This window comes from Flavobacterium sp. A45 (genome assembly GCF_002001005.1).
Classification (GTDB): Bacteria; Bacteroidota; Bacteroidia; order Flavobacteriales; family Flavobacteriaceae; genus Flavobacterium.
The window spans coordinates 50,369-67,706 of the sequence record NZ_MUNX01000099.1 but is presented as its reverse complement, the minus strand read 5'-3'; the positions used below and the strand labels follow the sequence as shown (position 1 = coordinate 67,706).

At 34.3% G+C, this 17,338-nt stretch carries 16 protein-coding genes and 1 tRNA gene; 8 read left to right on the top strand and 9 right to left on the bottom strand.

Annotated features, from left to right (window positions below; translation table 11 throughout):
• Positions 1-73: 73 nt before the first annotated feature.
• The 3 genes from B0E44_RS12515 to B0E44_RS12505 all read right to left on the bottom strand — a co-directional run bounded on the left by B0E44_RS12515 (position 74) and on the right by B0E44_RS12505 (position 1,414).
• Positions 74-781 (bottom strand): DUF4290 domain-containing protein, encoded by a 708-nt coding sequence (locus B0E44_RS12515; protein WP_077375565.1) that lies wholly within the window; start codon positions 779-781, stop codon positions 74-76.
• Between the two features lie 2 nt (positions 782-783).
• Positions 784-1,080: a DUF493 family protein gene (locus B0E44_RS12510; protein WP_077375562.1), complete on the bottom strand. Its 297-nt coding sequence runs from the start codon at positions 1,078-1,080 to the stop codon at positions 784-786.
• Between the two features lie 109 nt (positions 1,081-1,189).
• Complete coding sequence (locus B0E44_RS12505; RefSeq protein WP_077375559.1) at positions 1,190-1,414, bottom strand: hypothetical protein; 225 nt, start codon at positions 1,412-1,414, stop codon at positions 1,190-1,192.
• A 58-nt stretch (positions 1,415-1,472) separates the two neighbouring features.
• Between B0E44_RS12505 and B0E44_RS12500 the strand changes: the two genes are divergently transcribed.
• The 5 genes from B0E44_RS12500 (at position 1,473) to B0E44_RS12480 (ending at position 6,043) form a co-directional block, all read left to right on the top strand.
• Positions 1,473-2,006, top strand: coding sequence for an AAA family ATPase (locus tag B0E44_RS12500; protein WP_077375556.1), 534 nt, complete (start codon positions 1,473-1,475; stop codon positions 2,004-2,006).
• A gap of 52 nt (positions 2,007-2,058) precedes the next feature.
• The gene (locus B0E44_RS12495) at positions 2,059-3,954 is read left to right on the top strand and encodes an ATP-dependent DNA helicase RecQ (protein WP_077375553.1); all 1,896 of its coding nucleotides are present in this window, start codon (positions 2,059-2,061) and stop codon (positions 3,952-3,954) included.
• Complete coding sequence (gene fmt, locus B0E44_RS12490; RefSeq protein WP_077375550.1) at positions 3,954-4,901, top strand: methionyl-tRNA formyltransferase; 948 nt, start codon at positions 3,954-3,956, stop codon at positions 4,899-4,901. Before B0E44_RS12495 ends, fmt begins: the two co-directional genes overlap by 1 nt.
• 181 nt (positions 4,902-5,082) lie before the next feature.
• Positions 5,083-5,355 carry an HU family DNA-binding protein gene (locus tag B0E44_RS12485; RefSeq protein ID WP_077375548.1) on the top strand — a complete coding sequence of 91 codons (273 nt, stop codon included), beginning with the start codon at positions 5,083-5,085 and terminating at the stop codon, positions 5,353-5,355.
• A gap of 127 nt (positions 5,356-5,482) precedes the next feature.
• Complete coding sequence (locus tag B0E44_RS12480) at positions 5,483-6,043, top strand: YqgE/AlgH family protein (protein WP_077375545.1); 561 nt, start codon at positions 5,483-5,485, stop codon at positions 6,041-6,043.
• Here the strand turns inward: B0E44_RS12480 and B0E44_RS12475 are convergent.
• Entirely contained in the window at positions 6,040-6,879 is an 840-nt protein-coding gene (locus B0E44_RS12475; RefSeq protein WP_077375542.1) for an aminotransferase class IV, read from the bottom strand. The two genes, B0E44_RS12480 and B0E44_RS12475, sit on opposite strands and share 4 nt — an antisense overlap.
• Before the next feature lie 64 nt (positions 6,880-6,943).
• Entirely contained in the window at positions 6,944-7,336 is a 393-nt protein-coding gene (locus B0E44_RS12470) for an START-like domain-containing protein (protein WP_077375539.1), read from the bottom strand.
• A 153-nt stretch (positions 7,337-7,489) separates the two neighbouring features.
• Here B0E44_RS12470 and B0E44_RS12465 point away from each other — a divergent pair.
• Positions 7,490-7,563 (top strand) — tRNA-Met (locus B0E44_RS12465).
• Between the two features lie 130 nt (positions 7,564-7,693).
• Here B0E44_RS12465 and B0E44_RS12460 read toward each other — a convergent pair.
• Positions 7,694-8,536, bottom strand: a complete 843-nt coding sequence (locus B0E44_RS12460; RefSeq protein ID WP_077375536.1) for a restriction endonuclease — start codon at positions 8,534-8,536, stop codon at positions 7,694-7,696.
• Positions 8,537-8,851: 315 nt separating this feature from the next.
• On the opposite strand from B0E44_RS12460, the gene B0E44_RS12455 reads away from it, so the two are divergent.
• Positions 8,852-9,946, top strand: a complete 1,095-nt coding sequence (locus B0E44_RS12455; RefSeq protein ID WP_077375533.1) for a Fic family protein — start codon at positions 8,852-8,854, stop codon at positions 9,944-9,946.
• Positions 9,947-10,389: 443 nt separating this feature from the next.
• Here B0E44_RS12455 and B0E44_RS12450 read toward each other — a convergent pair whose 3' ends face one another.
• Entirely contained in the window at positions 10,390-12,411 is a 2,022-nt protein-coding gene (locus B0E44_RS12450) for an OmpA family protein (RefSeq protein WP_077375530.1), read from the bottom strand.
• Between the two features lie 78 nt (positions 12,412-12,489).
• A complete protein-coding gene (locus tag B0E44_RS12445) occupies positions 12,490-14,253 on the bottom strand; it encodes an Ig-like domain-containing protein (RefSeq protein ID WP_077375527.1) in 1,764 nt (587 codons plus the stop codon).
• Positions 14,254-14,928: 675 nt separating this feature from the next.
• Between B0E44_RS12445 and B0E44_RS12440 the strand changes: the two genes are divergently transcribed.
• Positions 14,929-15,621, top strand: a complete 693-nt coding sequence (locus B0E44_RS12440) for a dienelactone hydrolase family protein (protein WP_077375524.1) — start codon at positions 14,929-14,931, stop codon at positions 15,619-15,621.
• A 28-nt stretch (positions 15,622-15,649) separates the two neighbouring features.
• Here B0E44_RS12440 and hisS read toward each other — a convergent pair whose 3' ends face one another.
• Positions 15,650-17,020 (bottom strand): histidine--tRNA ligase, encoded by a 1,371-nt coding sequence (gene hisS / locus B0E44_RS12435; RefSeq protein ID WP_077375698.1) that lies wholly within the window; start codon positions 17,018-17,020, stop codon positions 15,650-15,652.
• Between the last annotated feature and the right edge of the window lie 318 nt (positions 17,021-17,338).

Genomic DNA, 17,338 nt, shown 5'->3' with positions numbered 1-17,338 from the left:
TAGATTCTAAGATTCTAAGACACTGAGATTCTAAGTTTTTTTTCAGCTTAGTCTCTTAGTAACTCTGTTTTATTTACTTTTTCTGAAACGGTTTTGGTTTACCGGTTTTATTATTCTTGTTGCTTTGAATTTTTGGTTGTCCTGCTGGACCAATTTTATTAGAAATCCTTTTATTGGTTCTTAATAAATCAGTGGTATTTAATAATTCCTCTGAACTTTGCAGTAAATTCAACTTCCCATCTGATAATTCATAAAGATGTTCGAAAATCACATCGTCTTTTACGGTATCTTTATTCCAACTCAAATAGGATTTTTTCATGTGATTGGCAATTACTTTGACCAATGCACTCTTCATTTCTCCTTCTTCCCATTTGTTGGCCACATCAATCATATACTTGATGTTATTCCCATAATACCTGTATTTTGGGTAGTTTTGAGGATATTTTAAAACATCGGGTTTGAGTTGTAATACTTCTCTTGAAGGAATTGGATAAGGCGAATCGGCTGCTAACTTAAAATCAGACATGATGAAAAGCTGATCCCAAAGTTTGTGCTGAAAATCGGGTACGTCACGCAGGTGAGGATTCAAACTTCCCATTACCTGAATGATGTATTTTGCCGCTTTGTTGCGTTCTGCATCATCTTCTATAATAGTAGCCTGCTCGATCAATTTTTGCAAATGACGACCATACTCCGGAATGATTAAATGCTTTCTTTCGGAATTGTATTCCAAATTGAAAACAACATCGTTCGCGTTTTCTTTTTTATATTTTTCGATCATAATTATAAGGAAACTATACCTTCTATTGTGGATAATTCTTGGTACTTATCTATTATTTCTTGCGAATCTTTTACAGTTACATCTACTGAAACACTAGTAAATTTTCCAGTTTTGGATTTTGTTGTTTTGATTACGGCTCCCATACAATTGAAGGCATTTTCCACTTTTTGGATATTATCCTCGGTTGTAGGAACTATAAATTTAAACAAATACTCTGCTGGCCAAGAATTACTAAGATCTAACTCAACCTTCAGTCTTTCATAAAACTCTGCAGCCTCTTTTTCTTTATCGTTGTCCATTCTTAAATTAAAAATAAAGGCAAATATACGTTTTAGATTTTAGATTTTAGATTTTAGATTTAGGAATTATAAGTATCATTTTAAGATTTTAAAAACAAGAAGTACGATACTAACATTTTTCTTTATTTATAAAAAGAGTTTCAATCGAAATTTTGTTTGCAAAAATACACAATATCTCTCCTTTAGCCCTGATGGAAGCGGCATCTCCCGATTTAAAAAACAAGGCTTTTTTGCCGTAGTTTTTGTTAATCGGGAAATATAGCGGACAGCAGGAATCCCTATCTCCTGAAAAAGCCCCATCTTTCGCTCCTTGATATTGAACTATAATTAGCAATCAATAAACTTTTTAATTTCCAATAAGTTTGAGTATTTTTGCCGCTTAATTACAGAAAGTGCAGAAAGAAATTATTGTTATCATTGGAGGTCCCGGTACTGGGAAAAGTTCTATTATTAAAAGTTTGGAAACGAAAGGCTATTGCTGTTACCCTGAAATTTCACGTGAAGTTACACTTGAAGCCCAAAAAAGAGGTATTGAACAATTGTTCTTGGAGGATCCTTTATTGTTTAGCCAAATGTTGCTTGATGGCAGAATAAAACAATTTAACAATGCTCAAAATGAACCTCACAAATGGGTATTTATTGACCGCGGAATCCCCGATGTTGTAGCTTATCTGGACTATATTGGTGATGATTATCCTGAGCATTTTGATAATGCCTGCCGTGAAAATATGTACACCAAAATTTTCATGCTCCCGCCTTGGGAGGAAATTTATGAAAGCGACAGTGAGCGTTATGAAAATTTTGAACAAGCAAAAACCATCTACAAACACCTTACTAAAACCTACACAGATTATGGTTATAATCTAATTGAAGTACCAAAAGATAGTGTAGATAACAGAATTCTTTTTATATTAGATAAAATTTAGCAATTTATTGAAAATCAAGATTGTAAATTATTAAAAATCTAAACCATAAATAATGCCAGAAGCATTAGCGATTCTTCAGAAATATTGGCAGCATAATACCTTTAGATCACTACAAAAAGAAATTATTGATTCCGTTTTAAGTGGTCAGGATACTTTTGCCTTGATGCCAACGGGTGGCGGTAAATCTATTTGCTTCCAAGTGCCTGCCCTAATAGAAGAGGGAATCTGCTTGGTTATTTCTCCGCTAGTTGCTTTGATGAAAGACCAAGTTGCCAATTTGCAAAATCGCGGCATTAAAGCCATCGCTTTGACTGGAGGAATACGATCTGAGGAAATGATTGACTTGCTTGACAATTGTCAATTTGGGAATTATAAATTTCTGTATGTTTCTCCGGAGCGTTTGCAATCGGATTGGATTTTGGAACGTATAAAAAATCTTCCCATAAACTTGATTACCATTGACGAAGCCCATTGTGTTTCTCAGTGGGGACATGATTTTCGCCCTGCTTATCTGAAGATTTCAGCATTGAAAACTTATTTCCCAAAAGTTCCGTTTTTGGCTCTAACAGCAACTGCCACTCCAAGAGTAAAAGAAGATATTATTACCGAACTTGGGATGCACAATCCCAAACAATTTGAAAAATCTTTTGCCAGAAAGAATATTGCCTATATGGTTTTTGAAGTGGAAGACAAGCTTTTTCGAATTCAACAAATTCTTAAAAAAAACCCTCAGCCTTCTATTATATATGTTCGAAACAGAAAATCGTGTTTGGACATTTCGGCTCAATTGCAAACGTTAGGATTTAAAAGCACTTATTATCACGGAGGTCTTACCTCTAGAGAAAAAGACAAAAACATGCAACTCTGGATGGAAGAAAAGGCGCAGGTTATTGTTGCCACAAATGCCTTTGGAATGGGAATTGACAAGCCCAACGTTAAAACCGTAATCCATATTCAGCTACCGGAAAATATAGAAAATTACTATCAGGAAGCGGGACGCTCCGGAAGGAACGGTGAAAAAGCTTATGCCATTTTATTGACTAGTCCTTCAGATATCATTCAAACTGAAAGTCAATTCATAAATATTTTGCCTGACAAAGCTTTTTTGAACACGATGTTTATCAAACTCTGCAATTACTTTCAGATAGCCTATGGAGAAGGAATAAATGAAGAATTTACTTTTAATTTGCACCATTTTTGTTTGAAATATGGATTCCCGGCACTAAAAACCTTCAATGCAATGCGTTTTTTGGACGGGCAAGGTGTATTGACTTTGTCTCAGGAATTTTCGGAAAAAATCACAATGCAATTTTTAATCCCCTCCAAAGAAGTCATTCGCTATACGAGTTTGAATCCCAATGACGAAGAAATCATTTTGACTATTCTGCGGACTTATCCCGGAATTTATGAAATGCAGACCGCCTTCAATTTACCAATGATTGCAAAAAAATCACATCACTCTGAATCCGAAATATTAGCGGTATTGCACAAACTGAAAGACAAAGAAATTATAGATTACCATTCTAAAAACAATGACGCTACATTAATCTTCAATGAAATTCGGGAAGACGAAAGAACTATCAACAAAGTCGCCAAATATTTAGCACGACAAAACGAACTCAAAAAAGAACAACTACAATCGGTGCTGAATTATGTAAAGGAAAAGAATGTTTGTAAGAGTAAAATGATTTTGGATTATTTTGGAGAAAAAGCAACTTCCAATTGTGGTATTTGTTCCTATTGCATAACACTGACCAAACCTAAAAAAGACTACAATGCCCTTTCAAAAAAAATCATCACTTTATTGCAAAGTGAAGATTTAAATTCAAGAGAAATCCAAGAGAAAACAAAAAATACTGCAGACGATGTTATCTTTGTATTACAACAATTATTGGAAGGCGACCTTTTAATAATTAAAAAAAACAATAAATACACTTTAAAAGCCTAATGGAAAAATTAAGAATTATATTTATGGGAACTCCAGAATTTGCCGTTGGTATTCTGGACACCATAATCAAAAACAACTATGAAGTGGTTGGTGTAATCACCGCAGCGGACAAACCTGCAGGTCGAGGACAAAAGCTGAAATATTCGGCAGTAAAAGAATATGCACTGGAAAACAATTTAAACCTATTACAACCAACCAATCTAAAAGACGAGAGCTTTCTTGAAGAATTAAAATCATTGAACGCAAATCTACAAATCGTTGTTGCTTTCCGAATGTTGCCAAAAGTAGTATGGGAAATGCCATCATTGGGAACATTTAACCTACACGCTTCCCTCCTCCCTAACTATAGAGGAGCGGCACCTATTAACTGGGCAATTATCAACGGAGAAACCAAAACTGGTGTGACTACTTTTTTTATTGATGACAAAATAGACACCGGAGCGATGATTTTGAGTGCTGAAACAGCAATCGATGACACCGAAAATGCGGGACAATTGCATGATAGATTAATGCATTTAGGATGCGATACCGTAATAGAGACTTTAAAAGTGATTGAAAGTGGAAATGCAACAACCACGATTCAGAATGATTCATCTGATATCAAAACAGCATACAAGCTAAATAAAGAAAATTGCAAAATTGATTGGTCAAAATCTATTACTGAAATTTACAATTTAATTCGAGGCCTAAGTCCTTATCCAGCTGCTTGGTGCTTTTTTTCAGACAAAGATGAAGAGTGGAATGTAAAAATCTATGAGGCCAAAGCTATTTTAGAAGAACACACTCAAACTATCGGTAGTTTAATTTGTACCAAAAAAGAAATGAAAGTTGCAGTAAAAGAAGGATATATTCAAATACTATCCCTTCAATTTCCAGGAAAAAAGAAAATGATTGCTTCCGAATTATTAAATGGAATTACTTTTTCAGAAAACGCAAAAGTCCATTAAGGTCAATAAAAACAGGAGTTAAGCAGTGTTTTTTTCAGAATTTTAACCCACTTTATGAACAAAGATTGTAAGTTATTAACAAAATACGCTAAAAATGTATAAAACACTTGCACAGACCGTATTTCCTGCTAATTTTGTTCTATTAACAATTATTTTAACCAACAATTAACATCAAATTATTATGAACAAATCAGAATTAATCGACGCTATCGCTGCTGATGCAGGAATCACTAAAGCTGCTGCAAAATTGGCATTAGAATCATTTTTAGGAAATGTAGGTGGAACTTTGAAAAAAGGTGGTAAAGTATCTTTAGTAGGATTCGGATCATGGTCAGTATCTTCAAGAGCTGCAAGAGACGGAAGAAATCCTCAAACTGGAAAAACTATTCAAATCGCTGCAAAAAATGTTGTAAAATTCAAAGCTGGAGCTGATTTAGAAGGAGCAGTAAACTAATCATAGTTTATCTTATATAATTAAACCTTCCGATTGGAAGGTTTTTTTTTGCTTTTAAACGATTAAAAACGAAATTATTTGGTTATTCAATTTAAATTTTCTTAAATTTAATTAAAAATATAGCCTTATGATTTCAGAAAAATTAAAAAAAGGATATTTACTTATAGCTGAACCATCTATAATTGGGGACTTATCATTTAATCGATCAGTAATCCTCTTGGCAGATCATAACGAAGATGGCTCGGTAGGATTTATTATGAACAAACCCTTGAAATATACCATCAATGATTTGATTCCCGAAATAAACGCCAATTTCAAGATTTTTAATGGTGGGCCAGTAGAGCAGGATAATCTTTATTTTATTCACAACATTCCGGAATTAATTCCAAACAGTATTGAAATATCAAACGGAATTTATTGGGGAGGTGATTTTGAATCGACAAAAGAACTCATCAATAATGGCAAAATAAAAAAAGAAAATATTCGTTTCTTTTTGGGCTATACCGGATGGGAAGAACACCAACTTGAAAAAGAAATGGAAGCCAATTCGTGGATTATTACCAAGAATAATTACGAGAATAAAATAATTGGAAAATCAACTGCTCATTTTTGGAAAGAGCAAATCATAGAATTGGGAGGCGAGTACCTAATCTGGTCCAACGCTCCCGAAAATCCTTACTTAAACTAAACCAAGTTTAAAGTCTCATTCAGTTTTGCAACTAAAATTTTTGAAAATTCAATCGAAAATTCCTTTTTTCTATATTTTGTTATCGGTTGTACCCCCTTAATAACATTGGTTATAAACAATTCATCCGCCTTTTGAAGATCAAAAGGAGAAATAATTTCCTCAGTTACTTCAATACCATTTATTTTTTTGGACAGTTCTAAAATTTGCTTTCTCATAACTCCATTCAAACAGCCTTCTGAAACTGGAGGAGTGATTAATCGATTGCCTTTTAGCATAAAAACATTACCCTGTAAAGCCTCAACAACATTTTTGGCATCGTTAATTAGAATACAATTATCCAATCCATTTTCATTAGCATAAATACTTCCTGTCAAATTTATCAATCGGTTTGTCGTTTTAATCGAAGACAATAATTGCTTAGTAACATAAAAATCCTTGTATAAATCTACTTCATATTCACTTTCACTAAGTAAATACGATGTGTTATCAATCGCAACAGCTTGTATCAAAAAAGAAACAGTATTGTTTTGTGGCAAATAATACCCGCCATCATTTCTATAAACTGTAATTCTAGCCCTTGAAGAAGATGCTATATCGTTGTTTTTAACCAATGAAAGAATTTGTTCTTCCAAATATTCCATAGTAAAATTCATTGGAATCTCCATTCGAACCACACGCATGGAAGACATTAACCTGAAGTAATGATCTTCTAAAAACAGTATTTTTCCATTTACAATTTTCACAGTCTCAAAAACGGCATCACCATACAAAAAGCCTCTGTTTTGAACTAAAATATTTGTATCTTCAGATACTATCGCACCATTAAAATTTATCATACTATATTTAAAAAAAAGTCACGCTAAAAAGCGTGACAAATATAAGCTATAATATGCAATTCTTCTATACGGATCCAATAACATGTTTCAAGTCCGAAATTTGGTTTTCCCAAAGCTGCGTTGCCTCTTCAACTTCCTCTTTTCGAGCAAAGTCAACTACCATTAAAGACACATCTTTTGTCAATTCATCAACCAAAATATTCAATTCGAAAAAATATTCCGTATCCTTATTATTATCATCAACCCATCTAAATTTCACTTTCTCCCCTGATTTTTTGGAAGCTAACCTTGCTTTCTCTTGGGAATCATTCCAGATAAAAGTAAAAAACTCACCACGAGAATTTACATTATCTGCAAACCACTCGGACAGACCCGAAGGTGTCGAAATATATTGGTACAACAATTGAGGAGAGGAATTTATGGGGAATTCGATTTCGTAACGCACTTTTAAATCCATGAATTTTGTCTAATTTTTGCGAAATATATAGATTATTACTTTCAAAAAAAAACGTTTTCAAAAAAAATTTTTTTTTGTTGTTTTTTACTTGCAAACTCTAATTATTGTTTTATATTTGCACCCGCATTCAGGGATAGGATATATCCCAAATATGGCGAGGTAGCTCAGTCGGTTAGAGCGCAGGATTCATAACCCTGAGGTCACGGGTTCAACTCCCGTCTTCGCTACAAGAACAAACCCTTAAACATCAATTGTTTAAGGGTTTTTTATTGAAATTATGTTTCAGAAACATCTAACTACCACTCACAGGAGTCACGAAAAGGAGTGACTTATCACACATTAAGCATTTGCAATAATCTACAAACTATTCATTGGATAACAATCTTCATAATACAAATTTTTAACGCTAGTCAAATCAATTGTAGATAATTGATTCCGTATCACCTGAGCATCTCTTAACTGATCGTAAAATTTATTTCCATTTATAAGTTCTATAGAAAATCGCTTGGCTATAGAGTATGCACCTTTTTGGAAATCGGAAGTACAAACAAACATACCTGCTTTGTATTGATTAATTATCATTGAGCCTAGTAAAGATCGTATCTGCTCCACTTTAATTTTATTCTTTGATCTTTTAACTTGCACACCGATTACTGAATTCTTTTTTAATAGAATTACATCAATCCCTCCATCATTTGTGTATCCAGTGCAAATACTTTGATAACCAAAATCACTATATACATCAGCTACTAATTCTTCAAAAAGTCTGGGATTAATATTATATCTTTTTTCATAATTCCTAACCAAATAAGACCTTATTTCAGATAAGGGTAAATCAGATTTATTTAAATCCAGATTTCTCAACGTTCCATTTAAACTAAAAAAAACATCCCACATTTGGTACTCTGCTCCTATCCAGTACTTTTCTGAAATTTTCCACCATCCACAAGTCAAACAAATTCCTAGAATAGTACTCTCATACATTAATTCGGAAATAATCTTAAAGTAATTCTTAGTAAAATCACCATGAATATTCTCCATTTTTATTCTATGTCCATAGAAACGTCTTTCAATATCAGCTAAAGAAACATTTAAAATCTTATCAATTTTTTGAATAGAAAGTTGCTCATTGCAATAAACACATTTACTATTATGCGCATTATCAAATGTGTATTTCGGATTTATTGAATCGGGATACATAATACTTACAGATTTAAAACTTAAGAGTTATTAAATTTACAATGTAAAACACAATGCAATTGTAATAGTAGGTACTATTTAATTTGTATTATGATTACGAATAGCTTCTATTTTGAAAATATTTATCTCATTCTTTTTTATTTCAAAACAAAATAATAAAATTTCATTATTTCTAATGGAAGAACTTCTATGGTAAAACCGATATTATAAAAATTACTTAGATTTACAACTCTAAATAAATATGTTTTAAAAGTTGATTATAACAATATTAACAAATCAATCAAGCTTAAAATCCATAATATAAAATTAAAACAAATGAGCCAATATTCCCTTCCATCATTGCCTTTACAACACGAAGTAGAAAGTAAGGTAGTGCTTAAAAAATTAGCATTGGCACACAAAGCACTTGCTGAACTTAACGGAGTTGCTGAAACTATTCCAAATGAAGTTATTGTCTTAAATACACTTTCTCTACAAGAAGCAAAGGATAGTTCGGCTATTGAAAATATCATTACAACACACGATGAATTATTCAGTAGTGACAATATAGCACAGCAATTTGCTAGTTCAGCAGCCAAAGAAGTTTATAATTATGCTTCAGCTTTAAAGGAAGGATTTAGTATTGTACGTGAAAAACGACTTATTACTTGCAATCAAATTATAGAGATACAAAGTATACTTGAAGAAACCAAATCAGGTTTTAGAAAACTTCCGGGTACTGCACTTAAAAACGGTGAAACTGGCGAAACTGTTTATACTCCACCACAAAGCCATAATGAAATTGTTTCGTTGATGAGTAATTTAGAAAACTTTATGAATGATGATAGTTTAACTGATATTGATCCATTAGTGAAAATGGCAATTATACATCATCAGTTTGAAAGTATTCACCCATTCTATGATGGAAACGGTAGAACTGGAAGAATAATTAATATTTTATATCTAGTAAAAGAAGATCTATTACACTTACCTATCCTTTATTTAAGCAGATATATAAATCAAAACAAAGGAAGTTATTATCACTTATTACAAGAAACCAGAATTACTCAAAATTGGGAGCCATGGATTTTATTTATGCTTGAAGCTGTAGAACAAACATCTAATCAAACTACTGGTATAATCAGGGGAATTAAAAAGCTAATGATGGATTACAAACAAAAAATTCGAACCAATTTACCAAAAATATATTCTCAAGATTTAATTAATAATTTATTTAAACATCCTTATACTAAGATTGATTTTCTAGTGCACGATTTGGATATTACAAGACAAACAGCTTCAAAATATCTAGAACAACTTATACAACTAGAATTAGTAACATTACATAAAATAGGAAAAGAAAATTTCTATATTAATACAGCCTTATATGACTTTCTGCACAATGCTCCGCAGCAGTTTAAGTTCAAATAATTAAAAAAAAAATCAACAAGATGTTAGTATCATGTAAAAAAAACTAAAAAAACTTAACATGTTAAAATTCTCATGTTAGAAAAAGTAAAAAAAGTTAACACGTTATAAATATCATGTTAAACAAGACATTTTAATATAGCTATTTTCAAACTGAATTTAGATTAATCATCTACAAAAGGAGAGTGAGAAAAAGTCAAAAAATATCGAAAAGCCAATTTTCACAAAAAACATTTATAAATCAATACCTCAAAAAATAAAAAAAAAATCTGAATTAGATATTCATAACCCTGAGGTCACGGGTTCAACTCCATTCTTCGCTACAAAAAACAAACCCTTAAACATCAATTATTTAAGGGTTTGTTTATTACTTCTAAACAAAAAGACAGGCCTTTAAGTTCCTGTCTTCTCATACTCTAAAAGAGATCACAACCAAATTACACTTTTTATTTAGCAGCAGGAATAATGTCGATTATCACGGTACGGTTGTAAAAACGCTCTTCAGGAAGTTTATTTTCAAAAGGGGACGTACTTTCGTCTTCACCAAAACCATGAACTTCAAATTTCACATCTCTTCTGCCTGAATCAGACAATGCCTTTTCCATAATGTTCTTTACTTCATTGGCTCTGTCCAAAGATAAATTCAAATTATAAGACTCTTCACCAATGATGTCGGTATGACCATGAATGATAACTACACCGTTTTTAGGTATTTTAGGCGTAACGACTTCTCTCAAATATTTTTCATACATAGCAATTGCTTTTGATTTATTAAATTCAAAAATTATGCTATACCTAAGTCCTTCTTCTGTTTTAGACGGTGTCCAAAGCACCATGTGAGTAGTGGTTACTTTTTCTTCAATTTTGCCGCTTTTTGTTTTTCCAATCATTTTTACTTTATAATCTCCTTCAGCACGAGTTCCCATAATACTTTTACCAGGAATGCTTACTTTTTCTTGAGTATAAGGGCCAAAAGTTTTCATTTGTCCGTCTGGATCAGTAGTTTCCAAAGACCATGAAGAATACGCTTGTCCTGCACCTGTCGCATCAATAGTAACATAACTGTCTATAGGCGCTTCCTGAACAGTCACAAACTCTAATGGTTTTAATGGAGCATCTGGACCGCTTTGAAATTCCATCAATAATTCAGGTGAATTACTTTCGATGGAAACTCTACGATCCCCCTCGCGAAGTAATTCCAATTCTTTTGTCCCTCCAGCTTGTTCAGATGGAATATTGGGTTTTAACTGCCCTTTCGTAGTTATTCTTGCCGATTTTATTCCGAATACATCAACCAAATAAGTTTTGATAGATTCAGCCATCACAACACCATCTTCTGATCCTTTTTCTGAAGAACCAACAAGCGTAATAGTCGCTGAAGGATTTTTTACCATTCGATTCCCAAGAATATTGATTACATTATAATAAACCGTCATTTGTCGTGTGGAACGACCTGAAGGATTCACAGAAGCCGTAACTCCTCCTATCTGATCTTCATTGAAATCTTTTACATTCTCTTTTTGTAATAATTTGTAACGACTTGGTATTTTATTCGATTCAAGATCATAAAAAACATAATTCCGTAATGGAAATACCTCTCTTACGTTACGTTCTCCCGGAATATTCTTAGGTGCATATACCGAAAACTGAACTTGAGATGTTTCCACTTCCGGAGTTTCCGTTTTACTTCCTTGTCCAAATTTAAGTGCCATACCAACTCTAAGAGTGCTTAAACTCCAAGTCTCGGTTGAGCGGGGATGTTGTCCAAAATAAGGTTGAAAATTCACAAACGGAGACAAAAGAAATTGTGTTTTATGTTTTTGCGAGGATAACGGAATATCAAACCCTGCTCCAACTTGCATAGAAATAAGCGTTTGGTCAACATTGTCAAAATCACCTCTTACCTCAGGCGTTGCCTCTTGATTGGGATAAGCAGGATTAATTCCTAACTGATATTTAAATGATTTATCCACATTGAAAGCCAAACGTGGACCTCCGTATATATAAAAATTAGATTTAAATGGTGCAATACGAATACTAGGCTCTACCGTAATATAACTTAATTCTGTAGATAAATCTGCGGGGCAATTACAAGGAGTGGTTTTCTGATCAAACGATCCTTTTCTGCTGTCATAACCTGCCTGAAACATAAATCCCAATATTGTATTCGGTTTATAATATTCAATAACCGGTGCCAAATAAAGCCCTGCTCCTTCTCCATTATGAAAAGTAACCGGAGGAGTTAAACTCGAATTAAGCTGATGTGTTGAGCCACGGTAAAAACTATAGTTGGTGGCTGCTGCAACACCAAAATACCAAGTAGGTTTTGTGTAATTAACCTCTTGCGCCTGAAGCTTTGTTTGAGCACTTAAGCACAACAAAGTCAATAAGAAAAGGGTGTTTAAGAGAAAATTCTCTGAAATCCACGTTGTATATGATTCCGTTTTAAAACTAATTTTAGTTTTCATTTTTTTTCTATTTAGATGTTATTTTTTATTGAGAAGAATCCCGTCCGAAAACGGGATATACTATTTAGCAGTGTTGTTTTATGGTACATTAATGGTTGTATTTACCATGGTCACAGAGGAGACTAAAGATATTGCTCTTCCGTTGAGTACCGTTTGGGCTGCATTTCCGGCGGTAGAAAAAGTAACACCCGAATTGGCAATAATATTTCCGACCATCGTTCCGCCACCAGCACTGTTGATAGTAGCTGCACTACCTACATACCAAAACACATTATTAGCTAATCCGCCGTTTATCAATATTACACTTTTGGCACCTGTAGGACCTGCAATTCCAACCGTAAGTCCTGAAGCAGTTTGGAAAATCCAAGTAGCATTTGGGTCACCTTGCGCATCAAGCGTCAGATCACCATTGCTGATTTTGAAAGTACCGCTTGCTGATTTATAAACTCCCGGAGCTAATGTCAATCCTCCTAATTCTCCAGCATTCGGATCTGAACCACCTGGTTTTGATGCAGGTGAAATACTTAAATAGGCTGCATTAGCATCAAGCAATGCTTGTTGTGCTACAGCAAATGAAGTGGCTGTCCCTGGAGCAGGAGGTGCAGTAAATATATCACCTGTCACGTTCCCTACATTTAGAGGAGTTTCAGTGTAAATTACTAGACCATCATGAAATCCTGTAATAAGGGTAGAAGCTGCAGTCGTCCCGATGCTTCCATTGTTTATCACTGTGTTTAACCCTTGGTTTGTTACCCCGGCATTTCCACCAAAAGTACCAAACATAGCTGCAGTACCAAGATCAATAATTATTGCTGCAGGAGGAGCCAGTATAGTTGTAAATTCCCAAACATAGTCACTAGCCAATGCTGTCCCAACTGCGTTTTTTGCTCCATTTGTAATTGTTGCTGTATAAACTTTCCCAATCACCAATGAATTTGTTGGATTAAAGGAAGCTGTAGTACCTGAATAAGAAACCGTTCCTGTAATTGTTGTTGTCCCCTGTTTCAAAGTAAATGTGGTCGCATTGATTGTAGAAGCATCCATTATAGTACTAAAATCAGCAGTTACTGTTTGATTTAAGGCAACATTAATGGCATTATTAAGTGGATCTGTTACAGCTACTGTTGGCACAATATCTGTTGTGAAATTCCATACATAATCTGCAACCATTGCAGTATTCAGTGAATTCTTAGCACCAGTAGTTATAGTTACCGTATAGATTTTATTGGCTACTAAAGGATTTGTTGGAACAAAAGATACTGTTGAACCCGTGTAGGAAATTGTTCCCGCCACAACGTCAACCCCTTGATTCACTTTAAAAGTGCTGCCGTTTAATGTTGATGGATTCATTACCATATTGAATGTCGCCGATATTGTTTTATCAAACTTCACAGCTATGGCATTATTAATTGGATCCGTTGTAAGCACTACAGGTCTCAAAAGCGTACCTGTTGAAAATGCCCATACATGCTCAACCTGCAAAAAATTACCCACTAAGTCTTTTACTTTTGTAGTAACTCTAGCAGTATAAGTGGTATTTTCCGCTAGTGGAAGTGTTGGCGTGAATGAGGCAGTCCTGTCTGCATAAGTAACCGTTCCCGCTATGGGTGCAGCTCCAACTACCGTAAATGAGGTTGAAGTAATCGAACTTGGATCCATTTCCTCGTTGAACGTAACGGTAATAACTTGTCCTAACGGAACATCTAATGCGTTGCTCAAAGGAGTTGTAGATTCCACTATCGGACATACTCCAACGACTTCTTTAAAATCGTCATTTTCGCATCCGGTAATTAATGCAATACATAGTATCGCAAAGGTGAATAGTAAAATTTTAGCTTTCATTTTATTTTGTTTTAGGAATTATATGATTTCATTCAACAAAGGTGATTTTATTATCCTCAAGAAATATTATACAATTCTCATCAAGTATTGTATTATTCACACTATTTCGCTTTTTAAAACCAAATAAATGACTTATCAACAACGTTTTAAGGCAATAGGACTATCCGTAGTTCACGCCAGTTACATTCGATAATATTTTTTTGGAGCAGAAAGATTTGGAATTTTTAAGAGACATTTGTCCCGCCATCCGTTGCAATCTTCTAAGCTGAACACCAGCTTAGAAGGATTTTCACTTCTACCGGGGCTAAAGGGCAATATCATTAAGTTAAGGGAAAAATTAAAAAAAAACAGCACGCAGATTCAGCAGATTCGGCAGATTTTTTACTTTTTTTTCTGCGTAAATCTGCGAAATCTGCGTGAAAATAAAAATAGTAATCCTTAAACTTAATGACATTGGGCTAAAGGACAATATCATTAAGTTAAGCTTTAATTGTTCTCACAAAGGCGCAAAATTCAGAACCGATTTCTTTGCGTCTTCGCGTCTTTGCGAGAGCTAGATTTTAAAAAATTTAGAGAGAAATCCTTAAATTAATGATATTGGGCTAAAAAAAGTTTCCCCTTTTAATTATAAAAAGGTATTTTGCGAACCCATTTCAAAACATTACCCCCAAACTAATGCGATTTTACATTTTACTTTACCTACTTATGCTTTGTGGCATTCCTACTGCACAAGCGCAACTAAAAGCAATTACAGACCAAACCGAATACCCTTTCTGGATTAATTTGCCTAGTCAGGACGTATTGGACAAAAAAGCGCCTATCATTTTATTCCTTCACGGGAAGAGCCTCTCAGGCACTAATTTGGATCGAGTAAAACGTTACGGCGTAATTCGAGCCATCGAGAGAGGAAAAGAAATACCAGCAATCGTTATTGCTCCTCAGGTAGCTAACGGTGCTTGGGATCCAGACAAGCTCTTAAAACTTTTGGAATATGTGCAAAACAATTACAACACTGATTTATCGAGAGTTTATGTATGCGGAATGAGCTTAGGCGGATACGGTACTTTTGATTTTGCGGGCAAATATCCCGATAAAGTCACCGCGGCAGTCGCCATTTGTGGAGGCGGAAACACAAAAGATGCCTGCAACTTGGCAACAGTTCCTTTGTGGGTTATTCACGGAAACAGAGATTATATAGTTCCATTATCAGAATCCAGAAAAATGGTCAAAGCCATTAAAACCTGCAATCCCAATGCCAATCTAACTTTTACCATTGATAAAGGTGGAGATCACGGCAGTGTCGAGCGCTATTTTAGAGAAGATAAAATTTATATCTGGATGTTGAATCAGGCTAAATTTATTCCATAAAAAAAGGCTGCAATTGCAGCCTTTTCAGTTATTTTAAAATTTCATTCAACTCTTCCAAGCTTACTTTTTTCTGTTCTCCAGAAACTAAGTCTTTTAAACTATATTGATTGTCATTCATTTCCTCTTCGCCCACGATTACCGCATAAGGGATGAATCGTTTATCGGCGTGTTGGAATTGTTTGGCCACTTTGGCATTATCTGGATATAATTCAACTTTTATTCCTGATGCGCGCAATTCTTTGATCGCTTTCATCGAATAGAAAGCTTCTTTCTCTCCGTAATTGATAAACAATGCTCTTGAAGTCGAAGTTACCGCTTCCGGGAACAATCCTAACTCTTCAACCACCAAATAGATTCGGTCAAGTCCAAAAGATATACCTACTCCACTCATATTTTTCAATCCAAAAATACCGGTCAAATCATCATAGCGTCCACCACCACCGATGGAACCCATAGCAACGGTTTTTGGAGCAGCCACTTCAAAAATAGCGCCTGTATAATAATTCAGTCCTCTTGCCAATGTTACATCCAAATCCAAACTTGCCGTTGACAATCCTAAATTGATCACATTGTCACAAATGAAACGCAGTTCTTCAACTCCTCTCATTCCCTCGGTAGATGCAGAAAGTAAAACAGACAGCTTTTCTATTTTCTCAGAGATTGTTCCCGTGAAATTGAATAACGGCTGTACTTTGGTAATCGCTTCTTCGGCAATTCCTTTTTCGATCATTTCTTTCTTTACGCCGTCCTCACCTATTTTGTCCAATTTGTCCAAGGCTACCGTAAAATCAATCAACTTATCCGATGCACCGATTACTTCGGCAATTCCAGAAAGTATTTTTCGGTTATTGATTTTGATGGTAACACCTTCAAGTCCTAAAGCAGTAAAAACAGAATCGTACAATTGTACCAACTCCACTTCCTGCCAAAGGGATTTAGATCCCACCACATCTGCATCACATTGAAAAAATTCTCTGAAACGTCCTTTTTGAGGACGATCGGCGCGCCAAACAGGTTGGATTTGATATCTTTTGAACGGGAATTCAATTTCGTTTTGGTGTTGAACCACATAACGCGCAAACGGAACAGTCAAGTCATAACGCAAGGCTTTCTCTGAAATACTTGATGTTAATCGTGTGCTATCTTTGGCTTCCAGGTGAGTTTCATTGGCTTTTGCCAAAAAATCTCCCGAGTTTAATATCTTAAAAATTAATCGGTCGCCTTCTTCTCCGTATTTCCCCATTAAGGTTTCAGAATTTTCGAATGAAGGCGTTTCTATAGGTTGGAATCCAAATTTCTCGAAATTGCTTTTTATGATTTGGATAATGTATTGTCTTTTTGCCACCTCAGCAGGTGAAAAATCTCTGGTTCCTTTTGGAATACTCGGTTTTGATGCCATTTTTTTTTTAGATTGCAGATTTTTGGATTTATAGATTATTAGATTCAAGTAAAACTTTTTTAATTGAAAACGAAATCCTCTATATCACTCTGCAAATATCTTACTTTTAAAATAATTCCTTTTGAAAAATTTGTGATTTAATTTTAAAGCTGATTTAACAACAAAATGCCTTGTCGTTACAAAATATACGTCATAATGGGCCACAGATGACACGGATTAAACAGATCGACACTGATTCTTTGGGTAAAAACTAAAAAGTTAGAATATAAATTAACAGATTTCAATCTGTGCAAATCCGTTATATCTGTGTCATCCGTG